Source organism: Burkholderia sp. SIMBA_051 (assembly GCF_046534915.1).
In the GTDB taxonomy this organism is placed as follows: domain Bacteria; phylum Pseudomonadota; class Gammaproteobacteria; order Burkholderiales; family Burkholderiaceae; genus Burkholderia; species Burkholderia ambifaria.
The window spans coordinates 145,533-169,461 of the sequence record NZ_JAWRXS010000009.1 but is presented as its reverse complement, the minus strand read 5'-3'; the positions used below and the strand labels follow the sequence as shown (position 1 = coordinate 169,461).

Below are 23,929 nucleotides of genomic sequence, written 5' to 3'. Positions count from 1 at the left end.
TGCCGCCGCGCCGCGGCATGTCACGTCACGAGCCGGATGCCGGTACGGCGTCGAGCACGCGCGCGAGAAACGCCTCGTGGTTCCACGCGGATTCCGGCCGCGACAACCCGAGCCGCACGACCACCAGCTCGCGGCTCGGCACCACGCTCACGAACTGGCCTTCATGACCGACCGCATGAAACGCGTCGGCGGGCATCGCGCTCGCATGCGGATCGCGATCGTTGAACGGCTCCGGCACCTTCACCCAAAGATGCGCGCCGAATTCCTGGTGCGTCGATTGCGGCGTCGCTCGCGTCAGGTAGCGCACCCAGCCTTCCGGCAGCAGCCGCTGCCCGTTCCACACGCCGTCCTGTAGCAGAAGCTGCCCGAAGCGCGCCCAGTCGTGTGCACTCGCATACAGATAAGACGGGCTGCCGAGCGTGCCGGCCGCATCGGGCTCGAACACGGCGCTGTGCATCCCGAGCGGCTCAAACAGCGCACGGCGCGGAAAGGCGAGGTAGTCGGCCTCGGTGCCGCCCAGCGCTTCGCGCATCACGCGCGCGACGATCGCGCTCGTGCCGCTCGAGTAGTACCACTGCGTGCCGGGCTGCGCGGCGAGCGGCTTGGCCGACGCGAAGCGCGCGGTGTCGGGCTGCGTGAACAGCATCACGGCGACGTCGGACAGCGGGTCGTCGTAGTCTTCGTTGAATTGCAGGCCGCTCGTCATCCGCAGCAGCTCGTCGAGCGTGATTGCCGCGCGCGCATCGCCGCTGCCGCGCCATTCGGGCAGCAGCGCCGACGCATCCGGCGACAGCTTGTGCTGCGCGACCAGCACGCCGGCCAGCGCGGCCGTCACGGTCTTCGTCATCGACCAGCCGGGCAGCGGCGTGTCGGCCGTGAAGCCGGGGGCGTAGCGTTCGGCGATCACGTGGCCGCGCCACATCACGACGACCGCACGGGTGCGCCGCGGCCGCGCCGGATCGGGTTCGTCGAACGCGCGGTCGAGCGCGATGTGCAGCTTGCGTGTGTCGATGCCGGCGGGCTGTGCGGCCGGCGCGGCATCGTTCACGGATGGGGGATCGGCGACGGGCGGCAGCGCGGCCGGCAGCACGCCGGGCGACGGCCCGAGCGCGAGCGTGCAGCCGAGCCCGGGCCGGAAATCCGCTTCGCGTCGCGCGAAACCGGCGAACGTCGCGATCGCGCGATGATGCTCGGGATCGAGCGACGGGTGCACCAGTTTCAGCAGCGGATGCACGCCGGCCATGATGTCGACGTCGATCACCGACGCGGCCGGACGGCCAGACACGAACACGCCGGAACACAGCGCCTTCGCGGCATAGCCCGTCGCGATCGGGGCGAGCCGCGACAGCATGTAGCCGGTGTAGCCAAGCGCGGCGACGAGTGCGACCGCGACGCCGCGCAGGATCAGCGATTTGAAGGGGATCGTCATGCGCGAGCGTCCTCGGTGGCGTGCCGGCCGGCAACGATCCGGCAGTGTCGCAGGTTCGGGCAAGCGGTGGCAATCGCGGGGGAGTGACGACGCCGAGGGCGGCGTCGCTTGGGCGATATGCTGGCCGGCGTGTGCGAATCGCGTGTGTCGCATGTGTGTCGCATGTGTCGAACGCGCAGGTTCGCGCCGGCAAGTTGAAATCCGACCGGCCGTCGGCCGATAATCGTCCGGCATCGTTCCCAGTCAAACCGCCCATCGAACAATCGGAAAACGCCATGTCCTACGACAACAACAACCCGTTCGCCCGGATCCTGCGCGGCGAACTGCCGTGCGTGAAGGTCGCCGAAGACGACGCAACCCTCGCGATCATGGATCTCATGCCGCAGGCCGACGGTCACGTGCTCGTGATCCCGAAGGAGCCGGCCGCGCAGATCTTCGAGCTGTCCGGCGATGCGGCCGCGGCCGGCATCCGGATGACGCAGCGCGTCGCGGCGGCCGTGCGCGCGGCGCTCGGGCCGGACGGCGTGTTCATCGGCCAGTTCAACGGCGCGGCGGCGGGCCAGACGGTCCCGCATGTGCATTTCCACGTGATCCCGCGCTGGGAAGGCGTCGAGCTGCGGCTGCACGCGCGCGACATCGCCGACGCGGCCGCGCTCGAATCGGTCGCGCAGCGCATCCGTGAACGTTTCGTGTAACGCGTGTCGGGCTCGTCATGCGGGGCGGCGCCAGTGCCCGTGTGCTGTCGCGCCGCACGCACCTGTTTCAGCGGTCACGCGACGTAACACGTGTAACCGGTCGCGAAACTCGTTGCGCCGCCCCCGGCGCTAGACTCCCGCGCATTACCGCATCGAGCGACAGGAAGGCTGGACCGCCCCGTCGTGCCGGCCGCCGCGAGATGCAATGTGTCCTCTTCGCCGGGAATCGAGCCATGTACAAAGTTCTCATCACGTTTGCGCTGATCGCCGGCCTGTCCGGCTGCTACGTCGCGCCGCCTTACGGCTACGCACCCGCGCCGGTCTACTACGGCTATGCGCCCGCGTATTACGCACCGCCCGTCACCGTCGGGATCGGCGGCCACTTCCGCATTCGCTGACCAGCCGGCGGGCGCGGGCCTGTCCCGCGCGTCGATCACATCGATCGGCCGCGTCGTTCGACGCCGCGCCGCCGCTTCTCGCAACAACACTTCGCGCGCCGCATGACGGCGCGCGTGCGCATCGGCCGCCCGGGTTCCTATACTTCACAGGAAAACCCACCCCGGCGAGGCAGCCATGGCCGTTACGCGCAAGGTCGCAATCGTGTCGAGCGTGTCCGCGCTCGTCTACCTCGGGCTCGCCGTGCTCGGCATCGGCGGGTTCGCCGCCTTCTTTTCGCATCCACAACTGATCGTCATCGCCGTCGCGACGCTGGCGCTGGCCGCCGCCGCGTTGTTGACCGAAGGCAACCTGAGCGCCGGCGAACGCGAGGACCGCGACAACCGCTGGGTGCTTCCGGCCTTCGCGGCCAGCGGGTTTCTGCTCGCCTATCTGCCCGCGCTGACCGACCGGCTCGACGTGTGGACCTTCGGCGGCGACATGGTGCGATGGATCGGCGTGGTGCTGTATGTCGCCGGCGGCGTGCTGCGCCTCTGGCCCGTGTTCGTGCTCGGCAAGCGCTTCAGCGGGCTGGTCGCGATCCAGCCGGGCCACACGCTGGTCACGGACGGCATCTATCGCAGGATCCGAAATCCGAGCTATCTCGGCCTGATCGTGAATGCGCTCGGCTGGGCATTCGCGTTTCGCTCGGGCGTCGGGCTGCTGCTCGTCGCGCTGACGATGGTGCCGCTCGTCGCGCGCATCCGTTCCGAGGAAGCGCTGCTGCGCGCGCAGTTCGGCGCCGAATACGACGCGTACTGCGCGCATACCTGGCGGCTGCTTCCGGGCGTGTATTGACCCTCGTTCACCATCGGAAAACCGACTGGCGCCCCGCGGCGCTCGCCGATGTGTTGCCACCTGTGTCCGAACGCGCGACACCGACGCTTCCCGTACCGTCCCCGCGACCGGTCGCCCGTTGCCCGAGCCTTTACCGGCGGGCCTTGGCGGCGATTTCGGCAAGCCTTTCCGAGTCCTGTTTCGGTAAACAACTTGTTACGAGAATGTCGACTGCAACGGGGCTCGACCGGTGCTATTCTTCGCCGCAAGCTCATTGAAATGAATTGGTCCGAGATTCGGCACAATGCCGGTCTCGACGTCGATCGATTCAGATCGTCGTATCGAGCGGACCTTCAATAACCAGATTGCGAACAAGGAAGAATACGGGAATGTGGAAGAAAATTGCCCCCACTCTCGTCGTCGCCGTGCTGACCGGCGCGACCGCATTGCCGGCAATGGCCGGTGACCTGAACAATGCCCTTGGCGGCGCGCTCGGCGGGGTTGCCGGCGCAGCGGTCGGCGGCGCGGTCGGTGGCAGCACCGGCTCCGTCATCGGCGGCGCGATCGGCGGCGGCGCAGGCGGCGCAGTGACGTCGAACCGTCGCGAGCGCACCGGCGCAATCATCGGCGGCGCCCTCGGCGGCGGCGCGGGTACCGCAGCCGGCAACGCAATGGGCGGCCGCACGGGCGGCCTGCTGGGCGCGGCCGTCGGCGGTGGCGCAGGCGCGGCGCTGGGCGGCAACATGTCGCGCAGCTCGTACGAGCGCGATCACGGCGATCGCGGCTATCGTCACCGCAAGCATCGTCACCACCGCGACTGGGACTGATCGCCGCGGGCGCGGCACGGTGCGCGACTTGCGCACCGGCACGCCCGACGCGTCGGCACCCCATTCGACATTCGGCCCGGCGGCCTCAGCCGGGCCGCCGTCGCCGGCAAGACCGGCGACTTCATTTCCTTCCGCAGTTCATGCCCGGCCCCGCTCGACGGGTTGGCACATTCCCTCCCGCTGTACCTTTCCCGCTGATAGACGACATCGCCAGTTGCATTGACATGCAATCGCCTGGTTCGGCCAACGTCATTCGATATCGCAGATCGACGCGTTGCCGTCCGTGATCAGGATTTCCCTGACGCACCGAACGTGCGCGACACGCGTGCACCGGTCTTCGCAGGCGCTGGCGGGTAGTGCGAAATCGAATGAATGTCATCGCAACATTTAATTGGTCGATCGGAGTCGGCTTCGCTATCGTCAACGCTGCTCGCGTACGGAATCGACCCGTGCCGTCCCCCGTGCCCCGCCGCATGACGCCGAGTGTCCGTGGCCCGGCCGCCGGACCCACAAGCATGGGGCGCCCCGCCCGCTGAACCGGGCGGAGCCGTCGCGAAGCCTGGCCGACCGAACGAAGGCGCCCGCGCTTTCAAGCCACCCCGGCAACGATGTCCCGCCGCCGCATGCGTGCCCCACGCGCGTGCCGCGCTTGGCCGTTGCGACCCGGGGCCGGACCAACCCATTGCCTGGATGCTTTATGTCTAAGACAACGTATTACGCGCCGCATGGCGGCCACCCGCCGCAGACCGATCTGCTGACCGATCGCGCGATGTTCACCGAGGCGTACGCGGTCATTCCGAAGGGCGTGATGCGCGACATCGTCACGAGCTGGTTGCCGTTCTGGACCAACACGCGCCTGTGGGTGATTGCGCGTCCGCTGTCGGGTTTCGCCGAAACCTTCTCGCAGTACATCGTCGAAGTGAACCCGGGCGGCGGCAGTGACAAGCCCGAGCAGGACAAGAATGCCGAAGCCGTGCTGTTCGTCGTCGAAGGCGAGGCCGAGCTGACGTTGCAGGGCACCAAGCACACGCTGAAGCCGGGCGGCTATGCGTTCATTCCGCCGGGCGCCGACTGGACGCTGCACAACGTCAGCGATGCCGCCGTGCGTTTCCACTGGGTGCGCAAGCACTACCAGGCCGTCGACGGCATCGCGCTGCCCGACGCGTTCGTGACCAACGAGCAGGACGTCGAGCCGATCCCGATGCCGGGCACCAACGGCGCATGGGTGACGACGCGCTTCGTCGACATGAGCGACATGCGTCACGACATGCACGTGAACATCGTGACGTTCGAGCCGGGCGGCGTGATTCCGTTCGCGGAGACGCACGTGATGGAGCACGGGCTGTACGTGCTCGAAGGCAAGGCCGTCTATCGCCTGAACCAGGACTGGGTCGAGGTGGAAGCAGGCGACTTCATGTGGCTGCGCGCGTTCTGCCCGCAGGCGTGCTATTCGGGGGGGCCGGGGCGGTTCCGATATCTGCTGTACAAGGATGTGAACCGTCACATGAACCTGACGCTGAATCCGGCGCGCTGAACGTCGCGCAAAGTCGGATAGGAAAGCCCGCCGGTGGAAGTCGGCGGGTTTTTTCATTTCAGGTGTTTGTGGATGTTCGGGGAGGTTGCTTGTCGAGCCAAAGCGGTTGACCATTCGGTCGGTCGGCGACTGCTATGGACGCCAGAATCGACTTCAGCGAGCTAACTCGCCGTTAGCCGAGCTCCTACAATCTGCTGAACGTTCAATATTCGTCCATCTACGCTGTTCCAAACATGACTGCCTCCGCGGCTGGCCTCAGCGTTGTAGTAGAAGATATGAGCCATAGCCGTGGAGCTTAGTGCTCCCGTCACGACATAAACCGCGTACATTGCTCTGTGCTCCGGGGAGACCATTTGCTTGTACTCATTCGGCGTGAGTTCGACACATAGTTCGTGACCCGACAACCCTTTGACCTCCACTTTGAGCGTAACGTCGCCTCCAGTCACGGTCAGGTCCCAACCCACGTTATCTTCCTCGACCGAACTAACCGTCCGATTTCCACCTTCCTCGGACTCGTAGTAGCGAATTGCATGCCGAATCGCCGCTACCTCGATCAACTTTCGCGTAGCTGGGTCAATCTCCTTTCGACCGCTGCCGTCAGATTTTTTGGGGGCGCGATTCATCCCGTCCGACGCAAGGTAGTCGCGAACTCGCGCGACGAAGGCATCGTTTCCGTACCAGACGGGACTCTGCCCGAGATTGCCTGGCTTTTTCGCAGTTGGAACAGCGATGGTTCGTTGATCTGGTGATAGTAGTCTGGCCCGAGCCAGAGGTGCCCGAATTTGATACTCGATAACATCGCCGGATGGGCGCGCTACCCTGAAATAGCGACTTTCGCGGTGTATTGACGCCTCACGGTACCAACCTGCCACGTAGGTAACCTTATTTCGTGGGTTCCGCGCTATCCAAACGACCGTTACACCGTCAAGTTGCTCGTCGTTCCGCCCCGCTCCAAGTTTCTTGATGTCGATGCGCGCAGAGCGTGGCACGTAGCCGTAGACGTTCCCGTCATGCGGAAGATAGTTCCAGGCTTCATGCCCATAGTCGTGCGTCTTAAGCCAACCATGGCCACCTAGCGTCGGGTCGTTGGTCGGTCCTTGATATGAGACCATCCAACCCACGTTTACGAACACTAATCGCTCATCCATATTTTTCCCGTGCGCCCATGCTATCTGCGATAGTCGATGCCACGTCGGCTACGATTAGAGGTAGATGTTGATCGGCTATAGAACGATCATTAACTGGTAGCGGTGGCGCTGCAAATGGCTTGAATTGTCAGCCATCCAGGCATTTATGTCGAACGGCCCGCTCCTGGCCGCGAGCCGCCAGTCTTCGCCGCGTTCCGCCCGAAATTCCCCACGAACCCGTTCTCATGGCCGATGCGTATCGCTATCGATCGAGCACGCCCGCCGCCAGCCTCGCGACCTGCACCCGCGTATCCGCCGGCAGCGCATCTTCCATCATCCAGACCGCCGACAAGCTGGCCCATGCGAGGATCCATTGCAGCAACCGGCGCCGGTCGATCCGCGCGACCTCGGCGACGAGCATGACGCGCTGCTCGAAGCGCGCGGGATCGACCGCAATATCGTGCGTGGGATTGCAGAACAGGTTCGCGTAGTCGAACGCGCGGTCGCCGCGCAAACCCTTCGGGTCGATCGCGAGCCAGCCGCGATCGCCGAAGTGCAGCACGTTGCCGTGATGGATGTCGCCGTGCAGCACGACTTCGTCGACGGATTGCACGGCCAACAGCCGATGCGCCGTCGCGGCCGAACGGCGCAGCACGTCGTCGTCCGTGTCGTGCGACAGCAGCGCGTAGAACCAGTCGTGCAGCGGGACGACCACGGGCGGCGCCGGAGCGCGATGCGCATGCAGCCGCGCGACGGCAGCGCACGCGATCCGGATCGCATCGTCGTCGTGGCCCGCGGCGGACAAGCCGGCAAGCGTCGGCACCGGCTGCGCGCGTTCGAGCAGCACCGCGTCGCTGTCGTGCAGCCACACGCGTGCGGCACCGTCCCCGTTCCACCAGGTCATCAGCGCATTGCCGCGGCGCTCTTCGTCGCAGGTGGCGACTTTCAGCATCGCGGGCCGCGCGTGCCACACGACGGGCAGCACGCCGCCACTTGCGGTCAGGATCGGGCCGCCGTCGGGAACGAGGTCCCACAGCCGCAGGTACGTGTCGAACATGCAGATGATGGTACAAGCGAACCGGCTCATTCGCAGCGGGGTTCGACTGGCGCCGCTACCGGCCATGCGCATCCTTTCCTTAATAAAATTTAGCCAGCCAAACTTTGGCTAAAGAATGTTCCGGTATTCCGGCATCCCTTCGACAATGCGCGCCTTCCGTGACCGACGGGCGCCACTCGAGCGCCTGCGGTCGCCGCATCGAAGAAGGAGCCCGCATGACCGACCACACCGCCAACCCTCCGCCGCCACCGGCACCGCCTCCCACCTCGCCGCGCCGCCGTGCATGGAGCATCCTCGCCGGCGCGCTGCTCGGCCTCACGCTCGCATGCGCGGGCATCGGCGCATGGACCATCGATCGCATCTGGACGCAACTGCCGTCCGTCGAACATCTGGCCGCGTACCGTCCCGCGCTGCCGCTGCGGATTTTCTCGCGTGACGGCGAGCTGCTGGCCGAGTACGGCGTCGAGCGCCGCGAGTTCGTGCCGCTCGAACGCATTCCCCCGCTGATGCGGCACGCGCTGCTCGCGGCCGAGGACGCGAAGTTCTATCAGCACGGCGCGATCGATGTCGGCGGCCTCGCGCGCGCGACGTTCGCGAACCTCGTGACGGGGCAGCCGGGGCAGGGCGGCAGCACGATCACGATGCAGGTCGCGCGCAACTTCTACCTGACACGCGACAAGGTGCTGAGCCGCAAGCTCGCCGAGATCCTGATGGCGATCAAGCTCGAGCGCGAATACGGCAAGGACAAGCTGCTCGAGCTGTACATGAACCAGATCTATCTCGGCGAGCGCGCGTACGGTTTCGCGGCGGCCGCGAACGTCTATTTCGGCAAGCCGCTCGACGCGCTGAGCGCGGGCGAGGCGGCCGTGCTCGCCGGGCTGCCGAAGGCGCCGTCCGCGTTCAACCCGGTCGTCAACCCGGCACGCGCGACCGCGCGGCGCAACTACGTGCTCGGCCGCATGCATGCGCTCGGCGAGCTCGACGATGCGGCGTATCGCGCGGCCGTCGCCGCGCCGATCACGCTGGCGACCACGCCGCCGCCCGGCATCATCGCGGCGCCGTACGTCGCGGAGCGCGCGCGCCGGATGATGGTCGAGCGATTCCATGATGACGCCTACACGCTGGGCCTCGACGTGACGACGACGATTTCGATGCGCGACCAGCGCGCGGCCGAAGCCGCGCTCGACCGCACGCTGAGCCGGCAGCCACGCGCGAAGCGCGATGCACGCAACGGGCTCGAAGGTGCGCTCGTGTCGCTCGATACGGCCACCGGCGACATGCTGGCCCTCGTCGGCGGCGCGGATTTCAACGGCAACGTGTTCGATCACGCATTGCAGGCGTATCGCCAGCCGGGGTCGAGTTTCAAGCCGTTCGTCTATTCGGCGGCGCTGGAGAAGGGCTATTTCCCGGGCGTGCTGGTCGACGATACGCAGCGCACGCTCACGCATGCGGAAACCGGCGCTCGGCCGTGGCGTCCGCGCAATTACGGCAACCGGTACGAGGGCTTCATCCCGGTGCGGCGCGGGCTCGTGCGCTCGAAGAACCTCGTCGCGGTCAGCCTGATGCAGGCCGCCGACGCGCGCTATGTGCAGCAGCACGCGGTGGGCTTCGGTTTCGACGCGCAGCGCAATCCGGCGTCGCTGCCGCTCGCGCTCGGCGCGGGCGCCGTGACGCCGCTCGAACTCGCGAGCGCGTACGGCGTGTTCGCGAACGGCGGGAGACGGATGGTGCCGCGGCTGATCCTGTCGGTGAAGCAGCGTCACGGCGGCGCGCTATACGACGCGCCGGCGCCGGACGGCACGCGCGTCGTGTCGGCGCGCAATGCGTTCGTGATGGACAGCATGTTGCGCGACGTCGTGCGGGCCGGTACCGCGCGCGGCGCGCTCGCGCTGCGCCGCGACGACGCGGCCGGCAAGACCGGCACGTCGAACGGCTCGAAGGACGTGTGGTTCGCGGGCTATTCGTCGGGCATCGTCGCGGTTGCGTGGCTCGGCTACGACACCCCGCGGCCGATGGGGCGCGCGACCGGCGCGACGCTTGCGCTGCCGGTCTGGCTCGACTACATGAAGACGGCGGTTGCCGGACGTACGCCGGTCGACGCAACGCCGCCGCAGGACCTCGCGCTCGTCGACGGCGATTTCGTGTACGCCGAATACACGCGCGGCACCTGCACCGCCGACGTGCCGCCGTACATCCGCAGCCGCTTCGCGTGCGGCGGCGCGCCGGCAACCGATGCGACGGACGCACCGGACGCGCACGGCAAGCGCGGCGAGCCGATGCCCGCGGCCGTCGATGCGGCCGAGCGCGAACGCGTGCTCGACCTGTTCCGTACCGAGGACTGAGGCGCGCGATGCATACGCTTTATCTGATTGCGATCGTCGCGGAAGCGATGTCGGGCGCGCTGATGGGAATGCGGCGCGGGATGGACCGCTTCGGGCTCGCGCTCGTCGGCGCGGTGACCGCGCTCGGCGGCGGCACCGTGCGCGACGTGCTGCTCGGCCACTATCCGCTCGGCTGGATCGCGCGTCCCGAGTACCTCGTGCTCACGCTCGCCGCGGCGACCGTCGCGTCGTGGGCCGCGCGGCACGTCGCGCGCATGAAGGCGCTGTTCGTCACCGTCGATGCGATCGGCCTCGCGGCGTTCACGATCATCGGCTGCGACATCGGCGCGTCGACGGGCACCGCGCCGATCATCGTCGTGCTGGCCGGCGTGATCACCGGCGTGTGCGGCGGAATGTTGCGCGACCTGCTGTGCAACGAGATGCCGCTGATTTTGCGCGAGGAGCTGTATGCGAGCGTCGCGTTCTTCACGGGCGCGCTGTATGTCGGGATGCAGTATCTCGGCGTCGATGCGGGCTTCGCGACGGTGGTCGCGCTGGCGGCCGGATTCACGATGCGGATGCTTGCCGTGCGGCTCGGATGGAAGATGCGGACGTTCGGCGCGGCGGACGTCGGGCATTGAGCGCGGCCTTCCCGCTTCGCCGCGCCGGCGTTCATTCCGGCTGCATCACCTGAAAGACATTCCCTTCCGGATCGATGCCGTCGTACATCCGGTACGGATAGCCGTCGTAGCGCTTGAGATCACGCACGGTCACGTCGTCGCGGGCGAGGCGGTCGCGATGCGCGTCGATATGAGTGTCGATCCGGAAGACGAACTTCACGGTGCTGGAGTCCGCTTTCGCGTTCGCGGGAGCGGCCGCGCGGCGGAACGTCGGGCCGGCCAGATGCAGCGCCAGTTCGACGGCGCCCGCATTGAGCACGACCCATTCGCCGTCGATTTCCTCGATGACGGGCAGCGCGAAATACCGCTGATAGAACGCCTTCAGCGACGCGACGTCGCGGACGTACAGGATGACGCGGGTCATCGGAAGCGGCATGTGAGTCTCCTCGAAGGGGAAGCGCGAATGATGCGATGTGAAACGCATGGCGATCGGCAAGGCGGGACATCGATGCGGCACGCGCCTGCGCTACGCAGGAACCATCACCGGCGGCGCACCGTCGCCGGTTTCCACCATCTTCACCGCGAATCCGTAGCACTGCGCGATATGGGCGGGTGTCATCACGTCGCGCGGCGTGCCGTGCGCGACGATTGTGCCGTCCGCGAGCAGTGCGATCGAATCCGCGTGCCGCGCGGCGAGATTCGGATCGTGCACGATCGCGAGCACGCCGAGCCGCCATTCGCGCGCAACGGCGCGCACGGTATCGAGCAGCCGGTGCTGATGCGCGAGATCGAGCGCAGCGGTCGGTTCGTCAAGCAGCAGGTAGCGCGGGCCGGCTTCCATCGCATCGTCGTCCGGCCACAGCTGCGCGAGCACGCGCGCGAACTGTACGCGGGCAAGTTCGCCTCCCGACAAAGTCGTGACGTCGCGACCGACGAGCGCATCGGCGCCCGCGCGTTCGAGCGCCTGCCACGCGATGTCGCGATCGCGGTGTGCAATCACATGCCGCGCACCGCCCCGCCGCGCATGCGGATACCGGCCGAGCAGCACGATCTCGTCGACGCTGAACGGAAACGCCGGCTGCGCGGCCTGCGGCAGCACCGCGCGCAGGCACGCGAGACGCCGCGCGTCGATGCGCGCAAGTGGTTCGCCGTTCAGCGTGATGTCGCCGGTCACACGCACGCCGTTCGGCGCGACACTGCCGGTCAGTTCGCCGGCGAAAGTTTTCAGCAGCGTGCTCTTGCCCGCGCCGTTGCGGCCGAGCAGCGCGGTCACGCGGCCGGGTTCGATCGACAGCGACAGGTCGCGCAGAATGACGTTGTGTCGGCGGGCGACGTCGAGGTGGTGGGCAGTCAGCATGATCGTCGTGAAGAAAGGATTACCCGCCGAGCGCACCGCGGTTCTTCCACAGCAGCACGAGAAAGAACGGCGCGCCGAGCAGCGCGGTGAGCACGCCGAGCGGAATTTCGGCGGGCGCGGCAATCGTGCGTGCGGCAAGATCGGCGGCGAGCGTCAGCAGCGCGCCGAGCAGTGCGGCGCCGGGCAGCACGACGCGCTGGTCGGGGCCGCACGCGAGGCGCACGCAATGCGGCGCGACGAGCCCGATGAAGCCGATGATGCCCGCGCACGACACGAGTGCGCCGACCGCGAGCGCGACCGCGACGAGCACGCGCCGTTTCAGCCGCTGCACGGGTACCCCGAGATGCAGCGCTTCGGTTTCGCCGAGCTGCAGTGCATTCAGCGCATCGCGTTCGCGCGCGAGCAGCACGCAGCCGATTGCGACGCACGGCGCGACGGCCGCCAGCGCGGACCATTGCGCGCCGCCGAGGCTGCCGAGGCTCCAGAAGGTCAGCGAGCGCAACTGCGCATCGTCGGCGACGAACGTGAGCAGCCCGATCGCCGCGCCGACCAGCGCGTTGATCGCGATGCCCGCGAGCAGCAGCAGCGGCAGCGCGAGCCGGCCGCGCGACGCGGCGAGCCGGTAGACGAGCGCCGCGACGGCAAGCGCGCCCGCGAACGCGGCGACGGGCAGCACGGCGGCGCTCGCGTGCGCGGCGAACAGCGCGGGGCCGAGGACGATCGTCGTCGTCGCGCCGAGTGCCGCGCCGCTCGACACGCCGACGAGGCCCGGGTCGGCGAGCGGATTGCGGAACAGCGCCTGCATCGCGGCGCCGGCTGCACCGAAGCCGCCGCCGACCAGCAGCGCGAGCACGACACGCGGCGCGCGGATGTCGCACAGCACCGCGCGCGCCTGCTGCGCGGCCGGATCGCCGGTCAGCGCGGCCCATGCTTGCGCGAGCGGAATGCGATAGGCGCCGACGCACAGCGCGACGACGGACATCGCGCACACGAGACAAGCGAGCGCGGCCAGCGCGAACGGCGCGAAGCGGCGCGACGCGCCGACGCGCGCGGCGCCGGTGCGCGAGGTGGGTGAGGTGGGCGACGGCGCGGGGAAAGGCGAAGCATGAGCGGGCATCAGGACGATCCGGAATCAGGCAAGCGCATCCGACAGGCGTCGGTGCAAGGTCGTGACGGCGAGCGGCAGGCGCGGGCCAAAGCCGAGCAGGAACAGCGCATCGAGCGACACGACGCGCTGCGCGCGGCCGGCCGGCGTCGCGCCGAAACCGGGCGCGGCAAGCAGCGCGGCGCGGCCGCCGACGGCCGCGAGCCCTTCGTCGGAGATCAGCACGATATCGGGTGCGGCGGCGGCGAGCGCTTCGCTCGTCAGCGGCTTGTAGTGATCGAAGCCCTGCATCGCATTGCGCGCGCCCGCATAGCGGATCATCGCGTCGGCGGCCGTGCGCTGGCCGGCCGCGAGCGCCTGGTTGCCGGTATGGTTCAGCACGAACAGCACGCGCGGCGGCTGCGCGCCGCCGGGCACGCGCGCGGCGACTGCGTCGCGCGCGGCCTGCCAGTCGCGGTCGAAGCGTTGCAGCAGCGCGCCGCCGGCATCGCGCACGTCGAGCGCCCGCGCGACGCCGGTGATCTTCGCGCGTACCGAGTCGACGTCGTGGCGCTCGTCGAACGTCGTCACCGCGACGCCTGCGCTTTTCACCTGCGCGATCGCGGTGGGCGGGCCGGCTTCCGCCGACGCGAGCACGAGATCGGGGCGCAGCGACAGCAGCCCCTCGGCCGACAGCGCGCGCTGGTAGCCGACCTTCGGCAGGCGCTTTGCGGCGTCCGGGTACGTGCAGGTCGTGTCGGCGCCGACGAGCCGGTAGCCGCGCGCGTCGGCGCCGCCGAGCGCGAACGCGGTTTCCGCGAGCGCGCCGCCGATCACGACGACGCGCTTCTGCACAGCCTGCGGCAGCGCGCGGCCGGGCAGCGCGCCCGCGAGCGCGCCGGCAACCGCGCTCGCGAGCACGACGCGACGTCGCGGCGAGAACGATCGCGCGCTCACCGCGCGTCCCCGTGTGCGGCCGACGGCAGCGTCGCGACGAGCGTGCGCCAGTCGTCGCGTTCGACCTTGCCGGGCTTGCGTTCGCCGAACAGCAGCGCGACGTGGTCGCCCTGCCGGTCGAACAGCTCGAGCGACGTGACGATGCCGTCGCTCGTCGGCTTCTTCACGACCCAGGCGGCTGCGATCAGCCGCTCGCGCACGTGCAGGTTGAAGCTCGGGTCGAGCACGTTGATCCATGCGCCGACCTCGCGCACGTTCGCGATGGGCCCCGTGTGGATCTGGATCATTCCCGCGTTGCCGACGAACACCATGATCGGCTGACCGCTCAGCGCGGCGCGTTCGAGCACGTGACGCAGCGCGCGCTCCGTTTCGACCGGATACGCGTAGTGCGGATCGGCGAGACGCAGCGCCTGCATGCGGCTCACGCCGAAGCGCTGCGTGATGCCGAAGAACTGGTGCGTGTCGGTCATCGCGTCCCACGCCGCGCGAAAACCCGCGACGTCGATCTCGGTGTCGGCGCGCTCGGGCGTTTTCGGCGCGGCGGGCACGACGTCGAGCCCCGGCTCCTGCGTTGCCGCACGCCAGCGTTCGACGAACGCGTCGTACGCCGCGTGATCGCTGTGCGCGCGCAGGTAGACTTTGTGGATCGCATGACCTTGCGCGTCGAAGAACTGCAGGCTCTTCAGCGGACCGTGCGCGGTCTGGTCGCGCACCGCGAACGCCGACGCCCAGTGTCGGTAGAAGATGCGCAGGTCGATGTCGCCGAGCGCGAGGCCGACCGGGCCGTCGTGGCTCATCTGCGCATATTCGCCGTCCTTCTCGTGCACGGCCGTGTCGTTGCGCGTGAGCGCCATCACGCGGCCGAGGCGCGGCATTTCCTCGAACATCGCCGGAAAGCGTGCGTCGAGCCGCACCACGTGCTCGCCGACGAACGCCGCGAGCGCCTCGCCTTCGCTGACGCCGAGCGCCTGTGCGACGTCGCGGTTGCGCAGCTGGCGCTCGGTCTTGAGCTTGACGAACGCGTCGCGCAACGCGGCGACCGCGCGGGCCGGCGTGGCCGGCTGACCGGGAAGGGCGGAATGCATCATGTCGGACTCCTTCAAGTAACGGTTGGGCAGGAACGCGCGGTGGCGCGCTTCAGAAATCCACCTTCATGCTGACGGCGACGGTGCGTCCGGACGACGTGTACGCGTCGAGCACCTGCGCATCGGACGCAAGGCCGCGCACGTCCGACCAGTTCCAGTACTTGCGGTCGAACAGGTTGCGGATGCCGATCGTCGCGCTCACGTGCTTGTTGAAGCGGTAGCCGCCGCGCAGGTCGACGACGAACGACGACGGCGGCGCGAAGCACGACGTTCTGGCTCCGGGGCACGCATCTGCCGGGATGTCCTTGTCGCGCTTCGCGGTCTGGAACAGCAGGTCGGTCTGCACGAACCAGCGCTCGCCCGGTTCGTAGCGCACACCGAACACGGCCGAGAACGGGGTGACCGTATCGAGCGGCTGACTGGCTGCGCCGTTGTTCTGCGTCGAGCCCTTCGTGAACGCCATCGCCGTCTTCAGCGTGAGGCCGTTGGGCATCACCCATTCGGCGCGGCCTTCGAAGCCGTGGATGCGCGCGTCGGCGAAGTTCACGTACTGGAACACGAACGGGTCGACCGGCCGGCCGCTGCCCGCGATCGTCGTGCGCGAGATGAAGTTGCGGTAGCGGCCGTTGAACGCGGCCGCGCTGTAGCGCACGACGCCGTAGCCGGTGCCGGCCTTGCCGCGCAGGCCCGCTTCGAACGTGTCGCTGGTCTCCGGCTTCAGGTTCGGATTGCCGATCGACGTGTAGCCGTACACCGGGTTCGAGAAGCTGCTGTTCACCTGGTCGGGTGTCGGCGCGCGGAAGCCGTGCGCGTATTGCGCATACGGAATCAGCGCGGGCGTGATCTCGTAGAGCACCGCGACGCGCGGCGACACTTCGTTCGCGCTCGTCGACACCGCGGTGCCGGTGAACAACGGATCGTTCTGCGACGCGCTCAGCCGGTACGTGTCGAAGCGCAGGCCCGGCGTGACGAGCAGGCGGCCGTAACCGATCCGGTCCTGCACGAACGCGCCGAACAGCGTGTAGTCGGTGTCGGGAAACGCCTTGTTCGGGAACGCCTCGCCGACGCCCGGCACCGTGCCGTCGCGCAGGTTCGTCACGCGCGACAGGCTGCCGTCGACGCCATACAGCAGCTTGTGCGCGAATGGGCCGGTCGCGAAGCCGCTTTCGGCGAACGCGGAGCCGCCGAACGTGCGCTCCTGGTACTCGTTGTCGCGGGAGCGCGAAGGCTGCCGGCCGCGCGTCTCGAATGCGTACTGGTCCTGCTTCGCGTCCTGGTAGTAGAACTGCACGTGCGCGGTCTGGAACCAGCGCAACGCATCGTCGCGGAAGTCGTAATCGACGCTGAAGCGGTTGCGCTCGAGCCGGTCGTGCGTCGAGAGGCCGAGCGTGGTCGGCGGGTTGATCGCGGACAGCACGTCGGTGCTCACGCGGCGTTGCACGGTTTCGGCGGTGAACTTGATCGTGTCGCGCGTGGTGGGCGTCAGCACGAGTTTGCCGAGCAGCGATTCCGAATAGACGTCCTGCGGGTTCGATGTCGTGCGCAGCGTGCTCGCCGAATTGTTGCTGCCGCGCGTGTCGACTTCGTGGCCGCGCCGGCCGTCGGCGATGATCATCCCCTGCACGCGGTCGTTGCCGCCCGCGGCCGACACCGTCGCGCCGATGCTGCGGTCGGCCGAGTCGTAGCTCGGCCGGAACGAGAAGTAAATGGGCTTGCCGTAGATCGACAGCAGGTCGCGCGGATCCTTCGTGATGAAGTTCACCGCGCCGGTCAGCCCGTCGCTGCCGTACAGCGCCGATGCCGGCCCGCGCAGGATCTCGATGCGCTTGAGCGTGTCGAGATCCGCGTAGTCGCCGCGCCCGGCTTCGAGCGGCCCGAACGAGAACGCGTTCGGCAGGCGGATACCGTCTTCCATCAGCAGCACGCGATTGCCTTCGAGGCCGCGAATGTTGATGCTGGAATCGCCGTCGCGGCCGCCGCCGAGCGCGGCGCTGCCGGGGCGATACGCGGTGCGGCGCACCGTGACGCCCGGCTCGTAGCGCAGCGCGTCCTTGATGTTGGTGGCCTGCTGTTCCTCGAGATCGTCGTCGGTGATCACCGACACGGACGCGGCCGTGCGGCTCGCGGCGGTGGCGGTACGGGTGGCCGTGACGGTGACGGGGTCGAGCAGCGCCGCATCGCCGCGCGTGGATGCGGCGACTAGGACGGCAGACGGCGGGTTGGCGCCCTTCGACGACGAATCGACATAAGTGGCGTTAGCGGCGTTAGCGGTGGAATGGGCGTAAGCGGGGGCGGCGGACAGGCCGAACACGCCGAACAGCGCGGCACAGATCGGCCGCCGCGCCAGCGAATAGCAATGCACAGGTGGTCTCCCATTGACGATAACGAGCCCGAAGGCTGGCTGGGTGACGGGTTCACCTGGCTGGCCCGTTCGCGCGCGACAAGCGGCGAACGGCGAATTGAACGGAACGAATGATTTTCTCAGTGTAAATGAGAATCATTATCAATACAAGAACGGAAAACGGCGGATGCGGACACGCGCCGTCGGCGCGGGTCGGGCGAGCCGCGCGGGGATGAATTCGGGAAAGATGGGCCCTAGGCCAGCGCTTCGATGCGAATCAGCAGGTTGCGCGCATGCGCGATGAACGCATCGTGCGTCGCGCGATCGCCGTGGCCTTCGAAGCCGGTTTGTTCGGCGAACGCGAGCTGTTCGGCGTAGAGGTCGACGAGCGCGCGGCGTGTGTCGGGCGGCAGCGTGCGAATCATCGAGACGAGCAGCAACTCCTGCGCGCGCAGCATGCCGGACAGCGATTGGGGGTTCATGCCCACCTCCTCGAACGATGCGGCGGCGTGCCGCTCAATTCATAGTAGGTGGTGGGCGCGCGCAGCGGAAATCAGCCGGCGGCCGTCGCGGCGCGTGCATCGCGCACGATCTGCGCGACGCGCTCGACGAATTCGGCGTCGACGCTCGACAGCGCTTCGCGCTTGCCGTCGGGCATCTCGACCATCAGCCGGTACGTGATGTCCTGCGTGGTCCAGGCGAGATAGCCGACGACGGCGAGCATCACGCCGACGACCAGCGCGCCGCTCGATCCGCCGATGCCGCCGGCGATGGCGGCGGCCACGCCGATCAGCGAGATCAGCCAGGGCACGACACGATTCTTCGGGATCTTGACGACGTCGACGTTGCGGATGTCACGCAGCGGAAAGACTTGGCCTGCCGCCGACAGGCCGTTGCGCGTGATCGTCACGCCGCGTTCGTTGAATGCGTTTTCCATCGTGTGTTGCGTGGACGAAAACGCGCAGCGTAGCAGACTTCGTTGCCGCGTCAAACGAGACCGAGTGCCGCACGATGCGTGCGGGCCGGTGGCGACGCGGGCAGCGACGCGCTCAGGAGGGAATCAGAACTGCAGCCGGCCGTCGCCGTACAGGCGGCCCGGCACGTGCGACGCGACGACCTCGGCGATCTCTTCGTCGGTCGATTCGGCCGGCACGATCTGGCGCCGCGCGGGCGCGTCGAGATGCATCGTCCATTCGACGAGCCGGTACGGGCGGCCCCACGGGCGCTGCATTTCCACCGACACGCGGCAGCTCTGGACCGGTAGCGAATGCTGGCGCGTCAGAAGCGCGTGCAGATGGCTGTAAACGGTATCTTCGATCATCTTGGCCTCCGATCCTGTCTTGTGGGCAGTTGATGGCGGTGCCGTAGCGGTTCTCAAAAAAAAAGCCGCCGATGCTCAGGCGGCCAACAGGGGGGGTGGAAGCATCCTCTCAGCCCAGAATTAAGCGAAACTTAAAAGCCCATAAAAAAGCGCCCCGCATGGAGCGGGGCGCTTCTTGCCGTCGTGATCCGCGAGTTAAGCGGATGCTTTAGAACTTATGACGGATACCGACGCGAGCGGCCAGCTGGTTCGACGAACCCGTGCCCGACGTGTTGAAGTAGCTCGTGCTCGAGCCGATCTGCGCTTGCACGTTGTTGCCCGACGCCTTCTGATAGACGACCAGGCCGTACACGTCCGTACGCTTGCTGAGCGCGTAGTCCAGACCCAGGTTGCCCTGGTTCCAGTGTGCCGAGCCGCCGTTTTGCGTGGCGTTCGTGTACGTGTAGCCCGCTGCTGCCGACAGGGCCGGCGTGAACGCGTACTTCACGCCAGCTTCGTATGCGTTGTAGAACGTGCCCGATGCGCCCGCTGCGACCGGGGTGAACTGCGTGCGCGTCCACAGGGCCCATGCCGTTGCCGGGCCGAAGATGTAGCGGCCGCCGACGCCGTACGTGCGCAGGTCGCGGATGTTACCCGTGCTGATGTTCGCGATCGTCGTCGAGAATGCCGGCGACGACTGGCTCGGGAAGCGGATGTCCGTGTAGGCCGCGCCGAGGGCGAACGGGCCGTTCGCGTAGTTCACGCCGAAGCTGTATGCACGCGACGAGCCGCCCGTGTTCGTGGCGCCCGTGCCCGCTGCGCCAGCGAAGTCGGTCGAGTTCGAGAAGCCGTACAACGCGCCGAACGTGAAGCCGGCGTAGTTCGCGCTCTGGAACTTCACCGAGTTGTTGATGCGGCTCGACGTGAGCTGGTCGACGTCGTTCACGTGGTACGCGTAGTTGCCCGCGACCGTGTTGCCGCCCGTCGAGTAGTTCGAACCGAGGATGTCGGTCGAGAACGAGTACTGACGGCCGAGCGTGACCGTACCGAATTGCGACTGGCTCAGGCCAACGTAAGCCTGGCGGCCGAAGATCGCGCCACCTTGGCCGATCGTGCCGTTGCCGCTGTTGAAGCCGTTTTCGAGCACGAAGATCGCCTTCAGGCCGCCACCGAGGTCTTCGGTGCCGCGCAGGCCCCAACGGCTGCCCTGGGCCACGCCGTCGTCGTACTTGAACAACTTGCCGCTGCCGCCGTTTGCGGTCTTGCTGTGGTTCACGTAGCTGATACCGGCGTCGATCACGCCGTACAGGGTCACGCTGCTTTGCGCGTGTGCCGTGCCGGCCGTTGCTGCGAGGATGGCGATGGTCAACAGTTTCTTGTTCAAAGGATTCTCCGAGCGAATGAATGGCGTGTCCAGTTGCGGTTCCGGCGCTCTCTGCGGGCGCTTTCACGGACCGGCGGCAACTTTATCGGCGGGCCACGTAATGAATATGACAGCGACTGTCATATGACCAATGTGTGGCGCCGAAGCGACACTGGATTCTGCCCGGTTGTACAGCGCGGAGTTATACCGATTCCGACTGAGATTCGATCGGGATCCGGAATATGCACATGAAATAAGCTTGGTTGGTGCTGTTCCGGCCCCGTGCCACGATGCGCGCTTCGACAACCACACGGGACAAAAGGACACCATGCGACGTTCGATCCTGACCGGCCTCGGCGCGCTTGCCGCGGCGCTGGCCTTTGCCGCGCCCGGCGCGCACGCCGATCCGCAGACGCTGAAGATCGGTACGATGAGCGGCCCCGACGCGCAGATCTGGACCGAGGTGACGAAAGTCGCCGCACGCGAGGGCCTCGCGATCAAGGTCATCGAATTCAACGATTACGTGCAGCCGAACGCCGCGCTCGACGCGGGCGACCTCGATGCGAACGGCTTCCAGCACCAGCCGTTTCTCGACAGCCAGATCAAGCAGCGCGGCTACCGGATCGTCAATGTCGGGCTGACCTACACGGCGCCGATGGGCTTCTATTCGAAGAAGCTCAAGTCGCTGAAGGACTTGCCGGCCGGCGCGAAGGTCGGGATCCAGAACGATCCGTCGAACGGCAACCGCGCGCTGCTGCTGCTGCAGAAATACGGGGTGATCAAGCTGAAGGCGGGCGCCGGCACGAACGGCGTGAACGCGACGCCGCTCGACGTCGCGGAGAATCCGAAGAAGATCAGGATCGTCGAGCTCGACGCCGCGCAACTGCCGCGCGCGCTGCCCGACCTCGACGCCGCGTCGATCAACACCGACTACGCGGTGAAGGCCGGGCTCACGCCGGCGAAGGATGCGATCGCGATCGAGGATCTGCGCGGGCCGTACGCGAACCTGATCGCGGTGCGCGCGCAGGACAAGGACAAGCCGTGGGTGAAGAAGCTCGTCGCGGCCTATGAGTCGGACGACGTGCGCAAGTTCATCGACCAGAAGTTCGGCGGCGCGATCGTGCCGGCGTTCTGAACGCCGACGCAAGCAAGCCGCGGCCCGGCTGGTGCGCCGGACCTCCCGCCAGGCCTCCCGCCGGGCCTCCCGCCGGGCCTCCCGCCGGGCCCAAAAGCACATCGCCCGCGCAAGCGGGCGATGTCGTTGGCGCGTACTGCGAGGCGGCGCGCGGGCTCGCGGCCCAGGCCGCCCCAGCCGTTCAGGTCGCTCAGGCCGACAGCAGCGACCCGGTGCGGATCGGCGTCGCGCCGGCGATGCGCGCGACTTCCATCCCGGCCGTCGCGAAGCGCACGATCTGGCGTGCGTACAGCACGCCCGACACGCTGCTCTTCAGCGTGATCACGCGATCGGTCAGCGGATCGACGATGTCGGCCACTTCCTGGCCGGCCTCGATCCAGGCGCCCACCGGCGTGCGGAACACGATCACGCCCGACACCGGCGCCACGAGCGGATCGGTGCCCGCGAGTGGCGTGGCCGGATGCGACAGCGGCGGCAGCGGCGCGGGCGTGCCGTCGATGACGCCGCGTTCCGTCAGGTATTCGATGATCCCCTGCGCGTCCTTCTCGGCGAATTCGTACGACACGTCGCGCTCGCTGCGCAGTTCGACCGTGACGGAAATCGCGCCGTTCGGGATCGGGAAACGATCGCCGAAACGGTTGCGCAGATCCGACCAGCAGAAGCTGTGGATCTCGTCGAACGGATTGCCGACCGAATTCAGCGCGAGCAGCGACGCCTGCGCATCCAGATAGCGCGCCAGCGGCTCGACGTCTTCCCACAGATCGGGGTTCGTGTAGAGGTGCAGCACCGCGTCGCTGTCGCAATGCAGGTCGAGCACGATGTCGGCGTCGAACGACAGCTTCTGCAGCGCGAGGCGCTGCGAATCCAGCTCGGTGCGCGGCTTCTGCTCGTCGAGCGCCTCGCGCATCGCGGCGCGTACCGCGGCGAGGTTGCGCTGCGCGTCGTTCGTCAGGCGGCCTTCGATGCGCGGCAGCACGAGCGCCGCGAGATCGTAGAAATTGCGGTTGAAGTTCTGCATCGAGCCCAGCTCGAAGCGGCCGAGGTGATCGCCGAACACGTGCTGCGACAGGCCGATCGGGTTCGGTACCGGGACGATGACCACTTCGCCGCGCAGCTTGCCGGCCGTCTCGAGCGCGGCGATCTTGCGGCGCAGCAACGCGGCGACCAGCATGCCGGGCAGTTCGTCCGCGTGCAGCGACGACTGGATGTAGACCTTCTTGCCGCCGCGCGGGCCGTAGTGGAAGCTCGTGATCTGGCGTTCGGTGCCGACGGCGGGGGAAATGAGCGGATGGGTCTGCGTTTGCATGATGAGGGGAGGGCGGCGCAGCCGCGAGTGATCCGTATGCGTGGAAGATCGATTGTACGTTGCCTTCCGCGAACCTATCAAACCACGCGAGCGGCGCGTCGTTTCCCTTTGCGAATCATCGGGTTGGCGCGTAAAAAATAACGGTCCGGCGGGCCTGCGCGCATGCGTTGTCCGCAGCGTTTGGTCGCACGCGGGCAAAAAAAACGGGCTCCTTGCGGAGCCCGTCTGCGCGGATGAGAAGCGCGCTTTTACGCGGTATTACTTGCCGTACACGTCGAAATCGAAGTACTTCTTCGCGATCTTCTGGTACGTGCCGTCCTTGCGCATGCCGGTGATCGCGCTGTCGATCTTCGCTTTCAGGTCGGTGTCTTCCTTGCGCAGGCCGATGCCCGCGCCGTTGCCGAGCGTCTTCGGATCGTCGATGTCCTTGCCGGCGAAATCGAAGTTCGCGCCGCGCGGCGTCTTCAGGAAGCCGATCTCGGCTTGCACCGCATCCTGCAGCGCGCCGTCCAGACGGCCCGCGATCAGGTCGGCGTAGACCTGGTCCTGGTTCTGGTAAGGCACGACCTTCACGCCCTTCGCGGCCCAGTACGTCTTCGCATAGGTTTCCTGGATCGTGCCCTGCTCGACACCGACCGACTTGCCCTTCAGCGATTCGGCGGTCGGCATCAGGCCCGAGCCCTTCTTCGCGACGAGGCGCGTCGGCGTGTTGAACAGCTTCTCGGAGAACGCGATCTGTTCCTGGCGTGCCGGCGTCATCGACATCGACGACAGGACGCCGTCGAACTTGCGTGCCTTCAGTGCCGGGATCATCCCGTCGAAGTCGTTTTCGATCCACACGCACTTCGCGTTCATGCGGCGGCAGATCTCGTTGCCGAGATCGACGTCGAAACCGACCACCTTGCCGCTCGCGTCTTTCGATTCGAAAGGCGGGTAGCTTGCGTCGACGCCGAAGCGCACGGTCGTCCAGTCCTTCGCGTACGCGGTGCCGGCCGAAACGGCGAGCACGGCCACGGTCACAGCCGCAAGAATCTTTTTCACTCGGTCACTCCTCGTTTTGTTCGATGGGTGCGCGGTTGTGCCGCGCCGTAAGCCTTCGGTCCGGCGCGGTTTCGCATCGGACTGTCCGTTTCGCCTGCCCGATGCGGGCGCGCGACGTGCGCAAGATTATCAAGACAA

The 23,929-nt window shown here is 67.4% G+C and carries 23 protein-coding genes; 8 read left to right on the top strand and 15 right to left on the bottom strand.

From position 1 onward, the window contains the following. Nucleotides 1–25 precede the first annotated feature (25 nt). Complete coding sequence (locus SB771_RS22785) at nucleotides 26–1,429, bottom strand: serine hydrolase domain-containing protein (protein ID WP_175660036.1); 1,404 nt, start codon at nucleotides 1,427–1,429, stop codon at nucleotides 26–28. A 275-nt stretch (nucleotides 1,430–1,704) separates the two neighbouring features. Between SB771_RS22785 and SB771_RS22780 the strand changes: the two genes are divergently transcribed. The 5 genes from SB771_RS22780 to SB771_RS22760 all read left to right on the top strand — a co-directional run bounded on the left by SB771_RS22780 (nucleotide 1,705) and on the right by SB771_RS22760 (nucleotide 5,697). Beyond that, the gene (locus SB771_RS22780; protein ID WP_006760790.1) at nucleotides 1,705–2,124 is read left to right on the top strand and encodes an HIT family protein; all 420 of its coding nucleotides are present in this window, start codon (nucleotides 1,705–1,707) and stop codon (nucleotides 2,122–2,124) included. A gap of 233 nt (nucleotides 2,125–2,357) precedes the next feature. Next, nucleotides 2,358–2,522, top strand: coding sequence for a hypothetical protein (locus tag SB771_RS22775; protein ID WP_175660037.1), 165 nt, complete (start codon nucleotides 2,358–2,360; stop codon nucleotides 2,520–2,522). 175 nt (nucleotides 2,523–2,697) lie between these two features. After that, the gene (locus tag SB771_RS22770; protein WP_175660038.1) at nucleotides 2,698–3,357 is read left to right on the top strand and encodes a methyltransferase family protein; all 660 of its coding nucleotides are present in this window, start codon (nucleotides 2,698–2,700) and stop codon (nucleotides 3,355–3,357) included. A gap of 368 nt (nucleotides 3,358–3,725) precedes the next feature. Continuing rightward, the gene (locus tag SB771_RS22765) at nucleotides 3,726–4,163 is read left to right on the top strand and encodes a hypothetical protein (RefSeq protein ID WP_011659738.1); all 438 of its coding nucleotides are present in this window, start codon (nucleotides 3,726–3,728) and stop codon (nucleotides 4,161–4,163) included. A gap of 697 nt (nucleotides 4,164–4,860) precedes the next feature. Next, on the top strand, nucleotides 4,861–5,697 hold the full coding sequence (locus SB771_RS22760) for a bifunctional allantoicase/(S)-ureidoglycine aminohydrolase (protein ID WP_175660039.1): 837 nt from the start codon (nucleotides 4,861–4,863) through the stop codon (nucleotides 5,695–5,697). Nucleotides 5,698–5,858: 161 nt separating this feature from the next. On the opposite strand, the gene SB771_RS22755 is transcribed toward SB771_RS22760, so the two are convergent. Continuing rightward, nucleotides 5,859–6,809, bottom strand: a complete 951-nt coding sequence (locus SB771_RS22755; protein WP_175660040.1) for a protein NO VEIN domain-containing protein — start codon at nucleotides 6,807–6,809, stop codon at nucleotides 5,859–5,861. Nucleotides 6,810–7,086: 277 nt separating this feature from the next. After that, a complete protein-coding gene (locus SB771_RS22750; RefSeq protein ID WP_175660041.1) occupies nucleotides 7,087–7,881 on the bottom strand; it encodes an aminoglycoside phosphotransferase family protein in 795 nt (264 codons plus the stop codon). A 215-nt stretch (nucleotides 7,882–8,096) separates the two neighbouring features. Between SB771_RS22750 and SB771_RS22745 the strand changes: the two genes are divergently transcribed. Together SB771_RS22745 and SB771_RS22740 are read left to right on the top strand one after the other, a co-directional pair. Next, complete coding sequence (locus tag SB771_RS22745; protein ID WP_175660042.1) at nucleotides 8,097–10,223, top strand: penicillin-binding protein 1A; 2,127 nt, start codon at nucleotides 8,097–8,099, stop codon at nucleotides 10,221–10,223. A gap of 8 nt (nucleotides 10,224–10,231) precedes the next feature. Next, entirely contained in the window at nucleotides 10,232–10,843 is a 612-nt protein-coding gene (locus tag SB771_RS22740) for a trimeric intracellular cation channel family protein (protein ID WP_175660043.1), read from the top strand. Between the two features lie 31 nt (nucleotides 10,844–10,874). On the opposite strand, the gene SB771_RS22735 is transcribed toward SB771_RS22740, so the two are convergent. The 10 genes from SB771_RS22735 to SB771_RS22690 all read right to left on the bottom strand — a co-directional run bounded on the left by SB771_RS22735 (nucleotide 10,875) and on the right by SB771_RS22690 (nucleotide 20,330). Next, a complete protein-coding gene (locus SB771_RS22735) occupies nucleotides 10,875–11,258 on the bottom strand; it encodes a VOC family protein (RefSeq protein ID WP_175660044.1) in 384 nt (127 codons plus the stop codon). Between the two features lie 90 nt (nucleotides 11,259–11,348). Beyond that, nucleotides 11,349–12,179 carry a heme ABC transporter ATP-binding protein gene (locus SB771_RS22730; RefSeq protein WP_175660045.1) on the bottom strand — a complete coding sequence of 277 codons (831 nt, stop codon included), beginning with the start codon at nucleotides 12,177–12,179 and terminating at the stop codon, nucleotides 11,349–11,351. Between the two features lie 19 nt (nucleotides 12,180–12,198). Next, nucleotides 12,199–13,296 carry a FecCD family ABC transporter permease gene (locus SB771_RS22725; RefSeq protein WP_175660046.1) on the bottom strand — a complete coding sequence of 366 codons (1,098 nt, stop codon included), beginning with the start codon at nucleotides 13,294–13,296 and terminating at the stop codon, nucleotides 12,199–12,201. 15 nt (nucleotides 13,297–13,311) lie between these two features. Further along, complete coding sequence (locus tag SB771_RS22720) at nucleotides 13,312–14,220, bottom strand: hemin ABC transporter substrate-binding protein (protein WP_175660047.1); 909 nt, start codon at nucleotides 14,218–14,220, stop codon at nucleotides 13,312–13,314. Further along, on the bottom strand, nucleotides 14,217–15,308 hold the full coding sequence (locus SB771_RS22715; RefSeq protein ID WP_175660048.1) for a hemin-degrading factor: 1,092 nt from the start codon (nucleotides 15,306–15,308) through the stop codon (nucleotides 14,217–14,219). Before SB771_RS22715 ends, SB771_RS22720 begins: the two co-directional genes overlap by 4 nt. Before the next feature lie 49 nt (nucleotides 15,309–15,357). Then, on the bottom strand, nucleotides 15,358–17,667 hold the full coding sequence (locus SB771_RS22710) for a TonB-dependent hemoglobin/transferrin/lactoferrin family receptor (protein ID WP_175660049.1): 2,310 nt from the start codon (nucleotides 17,665–17,667) through the stop codon (nucleotides 15,358–15,360). A 233-nt stretch (nucleotides 17,668–17,900) separates the two neighbouring features. Next, on the bottom strand, nucleotides 17,901–18,128 hold the full coding sequence (locus SB771_RS22705) for a hypothetical protein (RefSeq protein WP_006754285.1): 228 nt from the start codon (nucleotides 18,126–18,128) through the stop codon (nucleotides 17,901–17,903). A gap of 71 nt (nucleotides 18,129–18,199) precedes the next feature. Continuing rightward, complete coding sequence (locus tag SB771_RS22700; RefSeq protein WP_105830547.1) at nucleotides 18,200–18,583, bottom strand: DUF6232 family protein; 384 nt, start codon at nucleotides 18,581–18,583, stop codon at nucleotides 18,200–18,202. Nucleotides 18,584–18,706: 123 nt separating this feature from the next. Further along, nucleotides 18,707–18,967: a DUF2866 domain-containing protein gene (locus SB771_RS22695; RefSeq protein ID WP_006754283.1), complete on the bottom strand. Its 261-nt coding sequence runs from the start codon at nucleotides 18,965–18,967 to the stop codon at nucleotides 18,707–18,709. Nucleotides 18,968–19,175: 208 nt separating this feature from the next. Next, on the bottom strand, nucleotides 19,176–20,330 hold the full coding sequence (locus SB771_RS22690) for a porin (protein WP_175660050.1): 1,155 nt from the start codon (nucleotides 20,328–20,330) through the stop codon (nucleotides 19,176–19,178). Between the two features lie 307 nt (nucleotides 20,331–20,637). Here SB771_RS22690 and SB771_RS22685 point away from each other — a divergent pair, with 307 nt between their 5' ends. Further along, nucleotides 20,638–21,444, top strand: coding sequence for a MetQ/NlpA family ABC transporter substrate-binding protein (locus SB771_RS22685; RefSeq protein WP_011659720.1), 807 nt, complete (start codon nucleotides 20,638–20,640; stop codon nucleotides 21,442–21,444). A 190-nt stretch (nucleotides 21,445–21,634) separates the two neighbouring features. On the opposite strand, the gene SB771_RS22680 is transcribed toward SB771_RS22685, so the two are convergent. Further along, nucleotides 21,635–22,750, bottom strand: coding sequence for a succinylglutamate desuccinylase/aspartoacylase family protein (locus SB771_RS22680; RefSeq protein WP_175660051.1), 1,116 nt, complete (start codon nucleotides 22,748–22,750; stop codon nucleotides 21,635–21,637). Between the two features lie 258 nt (nucleotides 22,751–23,008). Next, on the bottom strand, nucleotides 23,009–23,791 hold the full coding sequence (locus tag SB771_RS22675; protein WP_138849625.1) for an ABC transporter substrate-binding protein: 783 nt from the start codon (nucleotides 23,789–23,791) through the stop codon (nucleotides 23,009–23,011). Nucleotides 23,792–23,929 lie beyond the last annotated feature (138 nt).

What these genes read in the sequence shown, in the direction of transcription:
- SB771_RS22785 (WP_175660036.1), bottom strand. Translation starts at nt 1,429, where the DNA reads ATGACGATCCCCTTCAAATCGCTGATCCTGCGCGGCGTCGCGGTCGCA.
- SB771_RS22780 (WP_006760790.1), top strand. Translation starts at nt 1,705, where the DNA reads ATGTCCTACGACAACAACAACCCGTTCGCCCGGATCCTGCGCGGCGAA.
- SB771_RS22775 (WP_175660037.1), top strand. Translation starts at nt 2,358, where the DNA reads ATGTACAAAGTTCTCATCACGTTTGCGCTGATCGCCGGCCTGTCCGGC.
- SB771_RS22770 (WP_175660038.1), top strand. Translation starts at nt 2,698, where the DNA reads ATGGCCGTTACGCGCAAGGTCGCAATCGTGTCGAGCGTGTCCGCGCTC.
- SB771_RS22765 (WP_011659738.1), top strand. Translation starts at nt 3,726, where the DNA reads ATGTGGAAGAAAATTGCCCCCACTCTCGTCGTCGCCGTGCTGACCGGC.
- SB771_RS22760 (WP_175660039.1), top strand. Translation starts at nt 4,861, where the DNA reads ATGTCTAAGACAACGTATTACGCGCCGCATGGCGGCCACCCGCCGCAG.
- SB771_RS22755 (WP_175660040.1), bottom strand. Translation starts at nt 6,809, where the DNA reads ATGGTCTCATATCAAGGACCGACCAACGACCCGACGCTAGGTGGCCAT.
- SB771_RS22750 (WP_175660041.1), bottom strand. Translation starts at nt 7,881, where the DNA reads ATGTTCGACACGTACCTGCGGCTGTGGGACCTCGTTCCCGACGGCGGC.
- SB771_RS22745 (WP_175660042.1), top strand. Translation starts at nt 8,097, where the DNA reads ATGACCGACCACACCGCCAACCCTCCGCCGCCACCGGCACCGCCTCCC.
- SB771_RS22740 (WP_175660043.1), top strand. Translation starts at nt 10,232, where the DNA reads ATGCATACGCTTTATCTGATTGCGATCGTCGCGGAAGCGATGTCGGGC.
- SB771_RS22735 (WP_175660044.1), bottom strand. Translation starts at nt 11,258, where the DNA reads ATGCCGCTTCCGATGACCCGCGTCATCCTGTACGTCCGCGACGTCGCG.
- SB771_RS22730 (WP_175660045.1), bottom strand. Translation starts at nt 12,179, where the DNA reads ATGCTGACTGCCCACCACCTCGACGTCGCCCGCCGACACAACGTCATT.
- SB771_RS22725 (WP_175660046.1), bottom strand. Translation starts at nt 13,296, where the DNA reads ATGCCCGCTCATGCTTCGCCTTTCCCCGCGCCGTCGCCCACCTCACCC.
- SB771_RS22715 (WP_175660048.1), bottom strand. Translation starts at nt 15,308, where the DNA reads ATGATGCATTCCGCCCTTCCCGGTCAGCCGGCCACGCCGGCCCGCGCG.
- SB771_RS22705 (WP_006754285.1), bottom strand. Translation starts at nt 18,128, where the DNA reads ATGAACCCCCAATCGCTGTCCGGCATGCTGCGCGCGCAGGAGTTGCTG.
- SB771_RS22700 (WP_105830547.1), bottom strand. Translation starts at nt 18,583, where the DNA reads ATGGAAAACGCATTCAACGAACGCGGCGTGACGATCACGCGCAACGGC.
- SB771_RS22695 (WP_006754283.1), bottom strand. Translation starts at nt 18,967, where the DNA reads ATGATCGAAGATACCGTTTACAGCCATCTGCACGCGCTTCTGACGCGC.
- SB771_RS22685 (WP_011659720.1), top strand. Translation starts at nt 20,638, where the DNA reads ATGCGACGTTCGATCCTGACCGGCCTCGGCGCGCTTGCCGCGGCGCTG.
- SB771_RS22680 (WP_175660051.1), bottom strand. Translation starts at nt 22,750, where the DNA reads ATGCAAACGCAGACCCATCCGCTCATTTCCCCCGCCGTCGGCACCGAA.